Raw genomic sequence first — 14,692 nt, 5'->3', positions numbered from 1 at the left:
GTCTACTTGATCCGTTCGTAGGCGGGCAGGGTCAGGAAGTCCGGGAACTCGTCGGCGAGCGCGACCTGCTCGAACAGCTCGACGGCGGGCTCCAGCAGTTCCGGCTTGATCTCGGCGGCGAGTTCGCCGCGGACCTCGGCCAGCACGCCGCGCACCAGTTCGGCGGTGACCTTGTCGCCGGTGTCGAGCTGCGTGCCGTTGCGCACCCACTGCCACACCTGCGAACGCGAGATCTCCGCGGTCGCCGCGTCCTCCATCAGGTTGTGGATGGCCGCCGCGCCGTTCCCGCTCAGCCAGGAGGCGATGTAGCGGATGCCGACGTCGACGGCGGCACGCAGACCGGCCGCGGTGGCGCCACCCGGCGTCGAAGCCGCGTCGAGCAACTGGTCGGCGGTGACGGACACCTCGTCGCGGGTGCGGTCGAGCTGGTTCGGCTTGTCGCCGAGGACCTTGTCGAACTCCTCGCGGCAGATGTCCACCATGCCGGGGTGCGCGACCCAGGAACCGTCGAAGCCGTCGCCCGCCTCACGGCTCTTGTCGGCGCGGACCTTGTCGAGCGCCGCGGCGGTGACCTCCGGGTCCTTGCGGTTCGGGATGAACGCGGCCATGCCGCCGATCGCGAACGCGCCGCGCTTGTGGCAGGTGCGCACCAGCAGTTCGGTGTACGCGCGCATGAAGGGCGCGGTCATGGTGACCGAGTTGCGGTCCGGCAGGACGAACTTCTCGCCCGCGTCACGGAAGTACTTGATGACGCTGAACAGGTAGTCCCAGCGGCCGGCGTTGAGGCCGGAGGCGTGCTCGCGCAGCTCGTAGAGGATCTCTTCCATCTCGAACGCGGCCGGGATGGTCTCGATCAGCACGGTCGCGCGGACGGTGCCGTGCTCGATGCCGAGCGTCTTCTCCGAGTGGGTGAAGACGTCGTTCCAGAGCCGGGCTTCGAGGTGGCTCTCCATCTTCGGCAGGTAGAAGTACGGGCCCTTGCCGCGGTTGAGCAGCTCCTGCGCGTTGTGGAAGAAGTGCAGGCCGAAGTCGACCAGCGCGCCGACCGCCTGGCGTCCGCCGAAGGAAAGGCCGCGCTCGTCGAGGTGCCAGCCGCGCGGACGGACGACGATGGTCGCGTGCTCGACGTCGTCCTTCAGCGCGTAGCTCTTGCCGCCGCTCTCCAGCGTGATGGTCTCGCGGACCGCGTCGTACAGGTTGACCTGGCCGGAGACGACGTTCGCCCAGTGCGGCGTGTTGGCGTCTTCGAGGTCGGCGAGCCAGACCTTGGCGCCGGAGTTCAGCGCGTTGATGGTCATCTTGCGGTCGGTCGGACCGGTGATCTCGACGCGGCGGTCGCGCAGGGCGGGCGGGGCTTCGGCCACCTTCCAGTCGCCCTCGCGGATCTCCTTGGTCTCGGACAGGAAGTCCAGCTTGCCGGTGGTCCTGGCCTCCTCGCGGCGCTTGCTCCTGGCCTGCAGCAGCTCGTCGCGGCGGGCGGCGAAGGCCTCGTGCAGGCCGGCGAGGAAGGCGAGCGCCTCCGGCGTGAGGATTTCGTCCCCGCGCTCGACCGGATCGCCGAGCACCTGAGCTTCAGACATGAGTAACACCCCGAGTTCGGATAAATAACGTCCCTACGGTTTTACATGACGGACTATAGTTTCTGCATAGCGGAACATCAACGCCGACGTAAGGAGTACCACGGTGGCAGCGGAGAAGAACGGGCGCGATGGCGGCGTCCAGTCACTTCAGCGGGCCTTCGAGCTCCTCGAGCATCTCGCGGACACGGGCGGGGAGGCCAGTCTTTCGGAGCTGGCGACCCTGTCCGGGCTGCCGATGCCGACCATCCACCGGCTGATCAGGACCTTGGTGGATCTGGGCTACGTCCGGCAGAACACCAACCGCCGGTACGCGCTGGGCGCCCGGCTCATCCGGCTGGGTGAGAACGCCAGCATGCAGTTCGGCTCGTGGGCGCGTCCGCTGCTCGCGGAGCTGGTCGACGAGGTGGGCGAGACCGCGAACCTCGCCGTCCTGGAGCGCGACGAGGTCGTGTACGTCGCCCAGGTGCCGTCGAAGCACTCGATGCGGATGTTCACCGAGGTCGGGCGGCGGCTCCTGCCGCACGGCACCGGTGTGGGCAAGGCGATGCTCGCGCATCTGCCGTCCGAAGACGTCACGGCGCTGCTCTCCCGGACGGGGATGCCCTCCTACACCGAGCACACCTTCACCGACCAGGACGCGCTCCTGCTGGAGCTGGCGAAGATCGCCCAACAGGGTTACGCGCTCGACGAAGCGGAGCAGGAACTGGGCGTCCGTTGCGTGGCCGTCGCGGTCCCGGGCGCGCCGGTGCCGGCGGCGGTCTCGGTGTCCGGACCTTCGGGGCGGCTCACGATGGAGGCCGTCGAGCGGATCGCGCCCGTTGTCCAGCGGATCGCGACCTCGCTCGGCTCGACCCTTTCGAAGGACGGGGTCACCGTTTGAGCCTGGTCTCCAAACCGTCGAGCATCCTGTCCAGCCCGTAGCGGAACTTCTCGTCGCGAAGCCGGACAGGATCGGCTTCGTCCTCTCCCCTGGCCAGCATTTCCCGCTGGTGCGGGTGTTCGCGCGCGGCCTCCTCGACGGCGGGGCGCAGACGTTCCGCCCACTCGCGCTCACTCTGACCACTCTTGGCGACGGTGGTGAGCCACGCCGCCTCCGTCGTCCCCATGCCGATGACGTAGGAGATGACCGCGCTGATCGCCTGATTCGCCTCGTCGCCGGGGAAACCCGCGCTCACGAAGACACCCAGCAGCCGCTCGTTGAGCCGCATGACGTTCGGCCCGAGGTACGACAGGCCGACCGAACCGAGCAGTGAAGCCACCCACGGGTGCCGCAGGATCATCGCGCGGACGCTTTCCGCCCCCACGACCGCCGCTTCCCGCCACCGCGCCGGATCATCGCCGTCCGGCACGGTGATCTCGCCGTAGACCTCGTCGACGACCAGTTCGATCAGCTCGTCGCGGTTGGCCACGTGCCGGTACAGCGAGGTCGCGCCCGCGTTCAGCGCGGTGCCCAGCCTGCGCATGCTCAGCGCGTCGACACCTTCGACGTCCAGGAGCCGGACGGCCTCGGCCACGATCTGCGCCTGACTCAACGCGGGCTGATCCCGCTTACGGCGAGGGCGGGTCCACACCGACTGGATCGGCTGTTCATCGACTGACATACCGCCCACTTTAGCGCACGTAGTACCCCCTTGCGTACGCCGTTTCGTTCTGCGTACAGTGTGCGCATCAGTCGAACAACGTACGCAAACACTTCTCTGGGGGTTTCCCGATGAACGTGCCCATCCGCGATCCACGCCGCTGGTGGATCCTGATCGTCCTTTGCCTGAGCACGCTCGTGCTGGTCGTCGACAACATGGTGCTGACCGTCGCCGTGCCACCGCTGGCCGAAGATCTCGGCGCGAGCGCCCAGGACACGCAGTGGATCCTGGACTCCTACATCCTGGTGTTCGCCGGTCTGCTGCTCACGTCGGGAAGCCTCGGCGACCGGTTCGGGCGCCGGAAGGTGATGATCGTCGGCCTCCTCCTGTTCGGAGCGGCCTCACTCGTCGCGGCGTTCGCCACGAACCCGCTCGAACTGATCGCGTCCCGCGCGGTGATGGGGGTCGGCGGCGCGCTGATCATGCCGAGCACCCTGTCGATCCTGATCACCGTCTTCGACGACGAGGAGCGCCGCAAGGCGATGGCGGCGTGGAGCGCGGTCGCGATGATCGGCCTGATCGGCGGCCCGGTGCTGGGTGGCGTGCTGATCGCGTGGTTCTGGTGGGGCGCGGTGTTCCTGATCAACGTGCCGATCGTCGTCATCGCGGTGATCGCCGCGCTCACGCTGATGCCCGAATCCAAGGGCCCGTGGCAGAAGCCGGACCCGCTCGGCGCCGTCCTTTCCGCGGCGGGCATGGTCTCGCTGGTCTGGACGATCATCGAACTGCCCAAGCACGGCCTCGCCGAAGCCGGAACCCTGATCCCGCTGGCGGTCGCGATCGTGTGCCTGACCGGCTTCGTGTTCTGGGAGCGGCACACGCCGTCGCCGATGGTCCCGCTGAAGCTGTTCCGCAAGCGCAACTTCAGCGGTGGCAGCCTGTCGCTCACGCTGGTGCAGATCGGCAACGGCGGTCTGCTGCTGCTCCTGACCCAGTACCTGCAGTTCGTGCTCGGCTACACCCCGACCGAGGCGGGTCTCGCGTTCATCCCGATGGCCGTCGCGTCGCTGCTGTTCAACACCCTCGGCGCCACGCTGGGCCAGAAGATCGGCAACCGGGCACTGACCACGGCCGGGATGATCGTGATGGCGGGCGGCTTCGGCCTGCTCGCGACGATGTCGGCGCACGAGGGCTTCCTGCTGCCCGCGGCCGCGCTGTTCCTGCTCGGCGCGGGTGGCGGGGTGGCGATGCCGTCGGCGATCGCGGCGCTGATGGGCGAGGTCCCGGAGGAGCAGGCAGGCGTCGGTTCCGCGCTCAACGACACCATCCAGCAGCTGGGCGCCGCGCTCGGCATCGCGATCCTGGGCAGCATCGTGTCGAGTCTGTTCACGTCGCACATGCCCGCCAACGCCCCGGCGCAGGCGCGGCTCTCGATCGGCGACGCCTTCGCGACCGGTAACGACGGACTCATCGCCGCGGCCCGCGAGTCGTTCACCTCGGCGATGTCGACGACGTTCCTGGCGAGCGCGGTCGGTGTGCTGGCGGCGGCGGTGGTCGCGTTCCTGGTGATGCGGGACAAGAAGACCGCGCCGGTTTCGCCGGACGAGAACGTCCCTGTCACGGCCTGACGCGCGCTATGAAAGGTCCTTTCCTTGCAAAATTTGCGAGGAAAGGACCTTTCATTGCATCCGCTAGCTGCTGAGCAGGGCCTCCACGAACGCGCCCGGCTCGAACGGCGCCAGATCGTCCGGCCCCTCACCGAGGCCGACCAGCTTCACCGGCACCCCGAGTTCACGCTGCACCTGGAAGACGATGCCGCCCTTCGCGGTGCCGTCCAGTTTGGTCAGCACGATGCCGGTGACGTCGATGACCTCCGAGAACACGCGGGCCTGCATCAGCCCGTTCTGCCCGGTGGTGGCGTCGAGCACCAGCAGCACCTCGTCGACCTTCGCCTGCTTCTCGACGACTCGCTTGACCTTGCCCAGCTCGTCCATCAGGCCGGTCTTGGTGTGCAGGCGGCCGGCGGTGTCGACCAGGACCGCGTCCACGCCCGCCTCGGTGCCGCGTTTGACGGCGTCGAAGGCGACCGCCGCCGGGTCCGCGCCTTCCTTGCCGCGCACGACCTCGGCGCCCACGCGTTCGGCCCACGTCTGGAGCTGGTCCGCCGCGGCGGCGCGGAAGGTGTCGGCCGCGCCGAGCACCACGGTGCTCCCCTGCGCGACGAGCACGCGGGCGAGTTTGCCGGTGGTGGTGGTCTTGCCGGTGCCGTTGACCCCGGCGACCAGCACGACGGCGGGCTGCTTCTTCCCGTCGACGGTGTGCGGCAGCGCGCGGACGGCCCGCACCGCGTCGGTCGACAGGGCGGCGGTCAGCACCTCCTGCAAGACCGCGCGCGCCTCCTCCGACGTCCGCACGGCGCGGCGCTTCAGCTCGTCACGAAGCCGCTCGACGATCTCGGTGGTCGTCGCGGCGCCCAGGTCCGCCATGAGCAGCGTGTCCTCGACGTCCTGCCACGAGTCCTCGTCCAGGTCGCCGGCGCCCAGCAGACCGAGCAGGCTCTGCCCGAACACCGAACGGGATTTGCCCAGCCTGCCGCGCAGCCGCTCCAGGCGTCCGGTGGCCGGAGCGATCTCTTCGACGGGAGCGGGCTCGGGGGCCACTTCCTCGGCCGGTTCGGGGAGTTCGACGTCGCGCACCGTGCGCTGCGCGGAATCCCTCGGCACCGACGCGTCGTCTCCGACGGCGGGCTGGCCCTCGGTCTCGGGACGGTCCTCGACCGGGTGCTCGGGTTCGTCGGTCGCCTCTCCACCAGGGGCGAGCGCGATCCCGCCGGTGGCGGTATAGCCGCCGCCCTTCGGCTTCTCGACGACGTCGGCAGCCTTGGACTCGTCCAGGCTGATCCGGCGGCGGCGCGCGATGAGCAGCCCGGCCACCAGGACGGCGACCAGGACCACGACGGCAACGACAACGATCCAGAACCAGGGGGTACTCGACACGGCGCCATCCTCGCATCCGCACCGCGTCGCGCTCAGACGCCCCACGGGAAGGAAGCCGATCTTGTCAAGCACCCACTGGATAGGACTCATTTCGGACAAGAAGAAACGACCCCGCTTGCGCGCTCTCCGCCACGACGGATAAACCACTCCGAATGACGGTTCACTCCGGCACTGGGGTCCGGGTCATCGGGCTCATCTCCGGCACCTCGATCGACGGGATCGACGTGGCGGCCGCCGAACTGCGCGCCGACGGGGACACGGTGGTGCTCTCGCCGCTCGGCCAGCTCGAAGTCCCTTATCCCGAAACGCTCCGCGATGCCCTGCTCGCCGCGCTCCCGCCGAATCCCTGCGACGCCGAGCAGCTCACGAAACTCGACACCCTGGTGGGCCAGGCCTTCGCGGAGGCGGCCGCGCGCGGCGTCGAGGAACTGGCCGGCGGCGAAGCGGACGTCGTCGCCTCGCTGGGCCAGACGGTGTTCCACTGGGTCGAGGACGGCACCGCGCGCGGCACCCTGCAACTGGGGAATCCGGCGTGGATCGCCGAACGCACCGGACTGCCGGTGGTGGCCGACCTCCGCGTGCGTGACGTCGCCGCCGGCGGGCACGGCGCACCGCTCGCCAGCACGATGGACGCGTTGTGGCTCCGGGAAATGGCCGCGCTCGGCCCGGTCGCGGCGCTGAACATCGGCGGGATCGCGAACATCACCGTGGTCCCCGCCGACGGTGATGTTCTGGCCTACGACACCGGCCCCGGCAACGCCCTCATGGACATCGCCGCGCACCGCGCCACCGGCCGCCGTGCCGACATCGACGGCGCGCTCGCCCTGCGCGGCACCGTCCGGCCCGACCTGCTTGCGAAGCTCCTGCTCGACCCGTATTACGCGGCGGCGCCACCGAAATCCACCGGCAAGGAACTGTTCCACGGCGCGTACCTCGACGCGGCGCTGGACGGACTCCCGCCGGTCGGCGCGGAAGACCTCCTGGCGACGCTGACCGAACTGACCGCGGTGACGATCGCCGCGGAATGCCGTCGCCACGACATCGCCACACTGATCGTCTCCGGCGGCGGCGCCGACAACCCGGCGCTGATGGCCGCGCTCACCAGGAACCTGCCGGGTACGGCGCTGAAGACCAGCGACGACCACGGGCTGCCGCGCGCGGGCAAAGAGGCATACCTGACCATTCTGCTCGGCTGGCTGACTTGGTCGGGCGTCCCGGGGAACCTCCCGTCGGCGACCGGCGCCCGCGGCCACCGGTTGCTCGGCAGCATCACCCCGGGCGCGGGCCCCCTGCGGCTCCCCGCCCCGCACACCTCAACCGTGACCCGGCTACGGGTAGCGGCGAAGACCGGCGAGCGATAGGAGATATGGATGCGCGCACTTGACCTCGCGATCATCGGGCTTTTCCTGGTCGGCATGCCCCTGCTGGGCGTCTGGATCGGCGGCAAACAGAAATCCGGCTCCGACTACTTCGTCGGTGAAGGCAAGATCTCCTGGTGGGTGGCCTGCCTTTCGGTGGTCTCCGCGGAGACGTCCACCCTCACCGTGCTTTCCGTGCCGACGGTGGCCTACATCGCCACCCCCGGCGACGGCGGGATGACCTACCTCGCACTGGCCATCGGCTACATCGCGGGCCGGATCGTGGTGTCGATGGTGCTGTTGCCGCGTTACGTGGCGGGCAACCTGGTCACCGCGTACGCCTTCCTGGGCAAGCGTTTCGGCAGCGGGCTGCAGGGCACCGCGTCGGTGACCTTCCTGCTCACCCGCACGCTGGCCGACGGCATCCGGCTGTTCGCCACCGCGATCCCGATCAAGGTGGTGATGGCGGCCTACGGCCTGAACGTCTCGTACTGGACCATCGTGGTCGGGCTCGGCATCGCGATGGTGCTCTACAGCTTCTTCGGCGGGGTCCGCGCGGTCGTCTGGGTCGACGCGATCCAGATGCTCTGGTACATCCTCGGCGCGGTCGTGGTGATCTGGGCGATCTCCGGCAGGCTGCCGGACGGCTGGTTCGGCAAGGCCGTCGACGCGAACAAGTTCCAGATCTTCGACTTCTCCTCGAACATGCTCACCGGGCAGTACGCGTTCTTCACCGCGCTGATCGGCGGCGCGGTGCTTTCGATGGCCTCGCACGGCTCCGATCAGCTGATCGTGCAACGCCTGCAGTCCACCAACGATCTGCGTGCCGCCCGGAAGGCGTTGGTGGCCAGCGGTTTCGTGGTGTTCCTGCAGTTCGCGCTGTTCCTGTTCATCGGCGTGCTGCTGTGGGCGCTCTACAACGGCCTCGCCCCGACCAAGCCGAAGCCGGAAGGCCTCGGGCTGGCCAACAAGGACGAGCTGTTCGCGAACTTCATCGTGAACGATCTGCCGAGCGGCCTGTCCGGGTTCGTGATCGCCGGGATCCTCGCCGCCGCACTGAGTTCGTCGCTCGGCGCGCTGGCGTCGTCGACGGTGACCGACGTCTACGAACGGGTGATCGGCCGGGAACTCCCGGAAGCCGAACGACTGAAGCACGGCCGGATCTGGACGATCGTCTGGGCGGGCGCGCTGATCCTGTGCGCGGGTTTCTTCGCCTCCTCCAACAAGACCTCGGCCGATCCGATCGTGGTGCAGGCGCTCGGCATCACCGGGTACACCTACGGCGCGCTGCTCGGCGCGTTCCTGCTGGGCCTGCTGTTCAAGCGGGCGAGGCAGGCGGACGCGATCGTGGCGTTCGTGTCGACGGTGATCGTGATGGCGTTCATCATCCTGGGCGTCAAGTTCAACAAACCGGACGGCAGCCTGATCGGCGTCGACTTCGGCAAGGCGTCGGGGAACACGGTGGCGCTGGCGTGGCCCTGGTACACGCTGTGCGGTGTGGTGATCACGCTCGTCGTGGGCGGGCTGCTTTCGCTGCGGCACGGGAGCGTGGACCCGCTGGCCGAACCGGACGTGAAGGAACCCTCGCAAGTGTGACCTGAGTCACAGTGCTGAACCGTCTCTCCCTTTCCTCCGTGTCGGCTTCGGGACCCGCCCGAAGACGGCGGGCGAGGAGAGGGAGAGACGATGAAACGTGCAACCGTGGCCATCGCCGTCGCCGCATTGCTGATCGGCGGTGGCACGACCGCGTACGCCGCGACGAGCACCGGCGTGCCGGACGCGATCAAAGTGCCGGAGGGGAACAAGCGCATCGCCACCTACCGGGGCGAGGGCGTCCAGATCTACGGCTGCACCAACGGGACGTGGGCGCTGATCCAGCCCGCCGCGACGCTGAGCCACCGCGGGCGGACGATCGCGCTGCACAGCAAGGGTCCGGTGTGGACGTCCACTGTGGACGGCAGCACGGTCGGGGCCGCGGCCGTTCCCGGCGCGTCCAACCCGAGACCGAACGCGGTGCCGGAACTGCTGCTCAAGGCGAACCTGAACAGCGGTGACGGGATCTTCGGCAAGGTCACCTACGTCCAGCGGCTCCGCACCCACAGCGGACTGGCTCCGGCGGGCACGTGCGCGAGTGGCGCACAGACGGCCGTCCGGTACGCGGCCGACTACGCCTTCTGGGTCGCGAAGTAGTGATGAGCGCGGTGGTCGTGAGTGGCAAGTGTCGTTCTAACCCCACTTACCACTCACGACCCCCTCGACCCGGTGCGGCCTGGCGGAAGGCGGCGTTGCGAAAGCCACTTTCGCAACCCCGAGGCCGACCTCCGAGCGAGTGAGCATGGCACCTTCGCCGTGCCCCACGAATAACCGCTAGGCGGGAACCGGGTCCTCTTCGGACGTTCGCAGCCGCTGCGAGATCACCTTGGTGATGCCGTCGCCCTGCATCGAAACGCCGTACAGGGCGTCGGCGATCTCCATGGTCGGCTTCTGGTGGGTGATGATGATCAGCTGCGAAGAGTCCCGCAGCTGTTCCAGCAGCCCGATCAGCCGTCGCATGTTGGTGTCGTCGAGCGCGGCCTCGACCTCGTCCATGACGTAGAAGGGCGAAGGCCGGGCGCGGAAGATCGCCACCAGCATGCCGACGGCCACGAGCGACTTCTCGCCACCGGAAAGCAGCGAGAGCCGCTTGACCTTCTTGCCCGGCGGGCGCGCTTCGACGTCGACACCGGTGGAGAGCAGGTCGTTGGGCTGCGTGAGCACCATGCGCCCCTCGCCACCCGGGAACAGCACGCCGAACACGGTCTCGAACTCGCGCGCGACGTCCTCGTACGCCGACGCGAACACCTCGAGGATCTTTTCGTCGACCTGCTTGATGACGGCTTCGAGGTCCTTGCGGGTGTCCTTGAGGTCTTCGAGCTGGGTCGAGAGGAACTTGTAGCGCTCCTCCAGCGCCGCGAACTCCTCCAGCGCCAGCGGGTTGACCTTGCCCAGGAGGCTCAGGTCCTTCTCCGCGCGCTTCGCCCGGCGGGCCTGGGTGTCGCGGTCGAACGGCATGGGCGGCGGCGGGGTGACGTCCTCGCCGCGTTCCTTGGCGGCCTCGTACTCGGCCATCTCCCCCGCGCTCGGCGGCACGGGAACGTCCGGACCGTACTCGGAGACGAGGTCCTCGAGACCGATGCCGAAATCTTCGGCGATCTTGGTTTCGAGCTGTTCGAGCCGCAGCCGCTGCTCGGCGCGCAGCACCTCGTCGCGGTGGACGGCGTCGGTGAGCTTCTCCAGTTCGCCGGTCAGCTCGCGGACCTTGCTGCGGACCTGGGTCAGCGCGGTCTCCCGCGACTGGCGCTGCGCCTGCGCCTCGTCCCGTTCGTGGGCGGCGCGCTGCACGGAGACCTCGATGCGCTCCAACGCGATCTCGCCGCCGTTGACCACCGCGTTGGCGATCTCGGCGCCGCGTTTCCGCGCGGCCCTGGACTTTTCGGCCCGTTCGCGGGCCTGCCGCTCGGCGTGCGCGGCCCGGCGGAGCGATTCGGCCTTGCCCTGGATGCTCCGCGCGCGCTCCTCGGCGGTGCGCAGCGCGAGCCGGGACTCCATCTCCTCCTGGCGGACCGTGCCGAGGTCTTCGGCGGCCTGGTCGCGCTCGGCGGTGTCCGGATCCTCGTCGACTTCCTGTTCGGCGACGGCGGCCAGCCGCTCTTCGAGTTCGGCGAGCTGCTGCAGCGCCTGCTCGCGGCTCTGCTCGACCTTGGCACGCTGGTTGCTCAGCCGGTCCATTTCGGCCTGTGCGGCACGCGCGGCCTGCTGCAGCCGGTTCAGCCGCTCGGAAGAGCGGGCCTTGCGGACCTTCGCGTCGCCGAGCGCTTCCTTGGCCCTGCCGACCTCTTCGCGCCGGGCGGCCTGCCCGGCGCGGGCGCCTTCGAGCTCCGCGGCGGTGCGTTCCAGCGCGCGCTCGGCGGCGTTCAGCCGGTCGCCCGCCTCGTCGACCGCGGCCTGCACCTCGATGACGCTCTCGCTGCGAGCCGAACCACCGACCGCCCAGCGCGCGCCGAAGACATCGCCCTCGGGCGTGACCGTGCTGACCTCGGGGTACACCTCGACGAGACGGCGCGCGGATTCCAGACCGTCCACAATGGCCACCCGGTCGAGCGCGTGCTCGACGGCGGAACGCAACGCGGGCGGCGCCGTGACCACTTCACGCGCCCAGCGCGCGCCCTCGGGCAGTGACGGCCAGGCGCTGGTGTCCACAGTGGATTCCGGGCCGCCGAGCAGAATGCCCGCGCGGCCGGAATCGTTGTCCTTCAAGAACTTCAGCGCCGCGAGCGCGTCGGCGCCGCCGTTGACCGCGACCGCGTCGGCGACCGGGCCGAGCGCGGCGGCCAGCGCGACCTCGTGTCCGGCTTCGACGGTGAGCAGCGCCGCGACCGAGCCGAGCAGGCCCGGCAGTTCGTGCTGCGCGCCGAGCAGTGCGCCGGCGCCGTCCTTGCGCCGCAAGCCCATCGACAGCGCCTCGACGCGCGCCTTCTCCGACGCGATCTCGCGTTCGGCGGCCCGCTCTGCCTTGACCAGCTCTTCGACGCGGGCCTTGGCGGCGTTGTTGGCCTCCACGGCGCGATCGTGGTGGGCCTGCAGGTCGAGGTCGTCGGACTCCTCGACACCGCCTTCGGCCTTGGCCTCTTCGAGTTCCTCGACGGCGATCTCCGCGCGCTCGGCGGCCTCTTCGAGCGACACGGTGAGCCGGTCGATCTCGTCGGAGGTCGCGCCGTTCTTGCTGCGCAGCGCCTCGACCTGCCCGGTGAGCTTCGCGAGCCCTTCCCGGCGGTCGGCGATCGCGCGGACGGCGGCCATATGCGCGCGCTCGGCGGCCTGGACGAGGTGTTCGAGCTGCTCACGCCGCTGGACGGTCTCCGAAAGCACCAGGCGTGCCTCGGCGACGGCTTCGTTGAGCTCCTGCTCCCGCTCGGCGACCTGCTCGGCCTCGGCCAGCAGCTCGTCGGGGTCGCGGCCGGTGCTCGCCTGCTGCACGTCGGACGACAGGTGTCGCTGGCGCTCCAGCGCGAGCCGCACCGTGCCGCGCAGCCGCTCCGTCAACGCGGACAGCTTGTACCAAGTCTCCTGGGCCGCGGCCAGCTTCGGCGCGTCCTCGGCGAGCGACGCTTCGAGCTCGGCCTCTTCGGCGGCGACGATCTCCAGCGCCTGCTCGACCTCGGCGCGGCGCTGACGCGCGACGCGCTCGTCGGCCTCTTCCTTGGCGATGCCCGCACGCTGGGTGACGAGGTCGTGGGCGAACAGCCGCAGCCGGGCGTCACGCAGTTCGGACTGCACCCACTGCGCCTTGCGGGCGATCTCGGCCTGCTTGCCCAGCGGTTTGAGCTGGCGGCGCAGCTCGGTGGTGAGGTCGCCGAGGCGGTCGAGGTTGCCCTGCATGTTCGCGAGCTTGCGCAGGGTCTGTTCCTTGCGCTTGCGGTGCTTGAGGACACCGGCGGCCTCTTCGATGAAGGCGCGGCGCTCCTCGGGCTTCGATTCGAGGATCGCCGAAAGCTGCCCCTGCCCGACGATGACGTGCATCTCGCGGCCGATACCGGAGTCCGACAGCAGTTCCTGCACGTCCATCAGACGGCAGCGGTCGCCGTTGATCTCGTATTCGCTCGCGCCGTCACGGAACATCCGGCGGGTGATGGAGACCTCGGAGTACTCGATCGGCAGCGCGCCGTCGGCGTTGTCGATCGTCAGGGTGACCTCGGCGCGCCCGAGCGGGGCACGGCCGGCGGTCCCGGCGAAGATGACGTCTTCCATCTTGCCGCCGCGAAGGTCCTTCGCGCCCTGGGTGCCCATGACCCAGCGAAGCGCGTCGAGGACATTCGACTTGCCGGACCCGTTCGGTCCGACCACGCAGGTGATGCCCGGCTCGAAACGCAACGTCGTCGCCGAGGCGAAGGACTTGAAGCCCTTGAGCGTCAGGCTCTTCAGGTGCACGTCGTGCTGACCCCTCTGGCTGCGGGAACCGGTCGTTCAATCGGCCCAGGCTACCTGTGTGCTCACGGTGATCGTGGGACGCGGGGCCTCAGCGCTCCACGAACCCGCGAAGCCCGCCCTTCGCGGGCGACCAGCGTTCGACGACGTGGTCCACACTTCCGGGTGATTCCCCGGAGCGCAAAGCCACCAAAAGCCGCTCACAGTGTTCACGATCACCCTCCGCCACCACCTCGACACGTCCGTCGGCCAGATTGCCCGCGCTGCCGACCAACCCCAGCTCAAGCGCCCTGCTGCGGGTCCACCAGCGGAAACCGACACCCTGCACCCGTCCGTGCACCCACGCGGTCAACCTGATGTGTGTTACTTCTTCACTCACGACCCCTATCGTGCACCATGTGGATGAACGCGGAGGGTGAACACGACGCTCGCTGTAGTTCGCAGACGGTGAAGCGGCGGTGATAATCTCCGCGCCGGGTCCCCACTTCGGGCTACCTCGCCCGGGTAGCCGAACTCCCCGAAGCCCCCCATCCGAGGAGCCAGCACATGCCCCGTCCCGACGGGTCTGATTCGAGCGCACGTGTGTCCGTGGCACCCCCGCGCGGCGCCACCGGCAAGCTCAACCGCGCAGGCTACGCCGTACTCGGCGTCAGCGGCCTCGTGGTGGCGACGGCCTTCGCCGCGATCGCCGAACTCGCGGGTCCCGGCGTGTCCGCCACCGCGGGCGGCACCGGAATCCCCGGCGGCGGGCAGGGCGTCGCCCCCGCCGGCGTCCAGCTGGTGCCGGGCAACGCCGTCCCCGGCGGCCCCATGACCGTCAGCGGCTCGCCGACCCCCGGCGCGCCGTCCAGCTCGACGGCGCCGCCGACCACGGTCACGTCGGTCGGCCCGGACGGCAAGGAGACGACGAGCGTCGTCGCCCCGCCCCCGCCGCCCGCGACGACGCCGGGCGGGGGTGAGCCGACGCGTACGGTGCTGCCGCCGACGACGCCGACCAAGCCGAGCTCGTCGAAGCCGGCGACGACTCCGCCGAGCACTCCGCCGGAGACCTCGACAGGGAGCCCGACGACCACTACCACCACAGGTGGGGGCTCCAGCTCCAGCGGCGCCCCTAGCGAGTCGACTCCGGGCCGGTCCAGCACCTCCGGCACCGACACCTCGACGAGCAGCGCCCAGTAAGCCTCACCGCGTGCCATGAAAGGACCTTTCCTTGC

At 69.5% G+C, this 14,692-nt stretch carries 11 protein-coding genes; 5 read left to right on the top strand and 6 right to left on the bottom strand.

Annotation, left to right across the window (positions count from 1 at the left end; genetic code table 11):
* Nucleotides 1-2: 2 nt before the first annotated feature.
* Nucleotides 3-1,580, bottom strand: coding sequence for a malate synthase A (gene aceB / locus ED92_RS24370; protein WP_037342259.1), 1,578 nt, complete (start codon nucleotides 1,578-1,580; stop codon nucleotides 3-5).
* A 103-nt stretch (nucleotides 1,581-1,683) separates the two neighbouring features.
* Between aceB and ED92_RS24365 the strand changes: the two genes are divergently transcribed.
* Nucleotides 1,684-2,460 carry an IclR family transcriptional regulator gene (locus ED92_RS24365; RefSeq protein ID WP_037342258.1) on the top strand — a complete coding sequence of 259 codons (777 nt, stop codon included), beginning with the start codon at nucleotides 1,684-1,686 and terminating at the stop codon, nucleotides 2,458-2,460.
* On the opposite strand, the gene ED92_RS24360 is transcribed toward ED92_RS24365, so the two are convergent.
* On the bottom strand, nucleotides 2,450-3,181 hold the full coding sequence (locus ED92_RS24360) for a TetR/AcrR family transcriptional regulator (RefSeq protein ID WP_037342619.1): 732 nt from the start codon (nucleotides 3,179-3,181) through the stop codon (nucleotides 2,450-2,452). The two genes, ED92_RS24365 and ED92_RS24360, sit on opposite strands and share 11 nt — an antisense overlap.
* Nucleotides 3,182-3,291: 110 nt before the next feature.
* Here ED92_RS24360 and ED92_RS24355 point away from each other — a divergent pair, with 110 nt between their 5' ends.
* On the top strand, nucleotides 3,292-4,788 hold the full coding sequence (locus ED92_RS24355) for an MFS transporter (protein WP_037342255.1): 1,497 nt from the start codon (nucleotides 3,292-3,294) through the stop codon (nucleotides 4,786-4,788).
* Between the two features lie 63 nt (nucleotides 4,789-4,851).
* Here ED92_RS24355 and ftsY read toward each other — a convergent pair whose 3' ends face one another.
* Nucleotides 4,852-6,156 (bottom strand): signal recognition particle-docking protein FtsY, encoded by a 1,305-nt coding sequence (ftsY, locus tag ED92_RS24350; RefSeq protein WP_037342253.1) that lies wholly within the window; start codon nucleotides 6,154-6,156, stop codon nucleotides 4,852-4,854.
* Between the two features lie 152 nt (nucleotides 6,157-6,308).
* Between ftsY and ED92_RS24345 the strand changes: the two genes are divergently transcribed.
* From ED92_RS24345 to ED92_RS24335, 3 genes are all read left to right on the top strand, one after another.
* Nucleotides 6,309-7,517: an anhydro-N-acetylmuramic acid kinase gene (locus ED92_RS24345; protein ID WP_037342251.1), complete on the top strand. Its 1,209-nt coding sequence runs from the start codon at nucleotides 6,309-6,311 to the stop codon at nucleotides 7,515-7,517.
* 9 nt (nucleotides 7,518-7,526) lie between these two features.
* Nucleotides 7,527-9,110 (top strand): sodium:solute symporter, encoded by a 1,584-nt coding sequence (locus ED92_RS24340; protein WP_037342249.1) that lies wholly within the window; start codon nucleotides 7,527-7,529, stop codon nucleotides 9,108-9,110.
* A 90-nt stretch (nucleotides 9,111-9,200) separates the two neighbouring features.
* Nucleotides 9,201-9,704 (top strand): DUF3455 domain-containing protein, encoded by a 504-nt coding sequence (locus ED92_RS24335; protein ID WP_037342247.1) that lies wholly within the window; start codon nucleotides 9,201-9,203, stop codon nucleotides 9,702-9,704.
* Nucleotides 9,705-9,881: 177 nt separating this feature from the next.
* Here ED92_RS24335 and smc read toward each other — a convergent pair whose 3' ends face one another.
* From smc to ED92_RS24320, 3 genes are all read right to left on the bottom strand, one after another.
* Nucleotides 9,882-13,481: a chromosome segregation protein SMC gene (gene smc / locus ED92_RS24330; RefSeq protein ID WP_037342245.1), complete on the bottom strand. Its 3,600-nt coding sequence runs from the start codon at nucleotides 13,479-13,481 to the stop codon at nucleotides 9,882-9,884.
* A gap of 88 nt (nucleotides 13,482-13,569) precedes the next feature.
* Complete coding sequence (locus ED92_RS24325; protein WP_037342243.1) at nucleotides 13,570-13,857, bottom strand: acylphosphatase; 288 nt, start codon at nucleotides 13,855-13,857, stop codon at nucleotides 13,570-13,572.
* A 253-nt stretch (nucleotides 13,858-14,110) separates the two neighbouring features.
* On the bottom strand, nucleotides 14,111-14,674 hold the full coding sequence (locus ED92_RS24320) for a hypothetical protein (RefSeq protein WP_235213355.1): 564 nt from the start codon (nucleotides 14,672-14,674) through the stop codon (nucleotides 14,111-14,113).
* Between the last annotated feature and the right edge of the window lie 18 nt (nucleotides 14,675-14,692).

It is taken from the genome of Amycolatopsis sp. MJM2582, from assembly GCF_000754115.1.
Lineage (GTDB): Bacteria > Actinomycetota > Actinomycetes > Mycobacteriales > Pseudonocardiaceae > Amycolatopsis > Amycolatopsis japonica.
The sequence above is the reverse complement of the archived record's forward strand: the minus strand, read 5'-3'. Positions and strand labels throughout refer to the sequence as shown.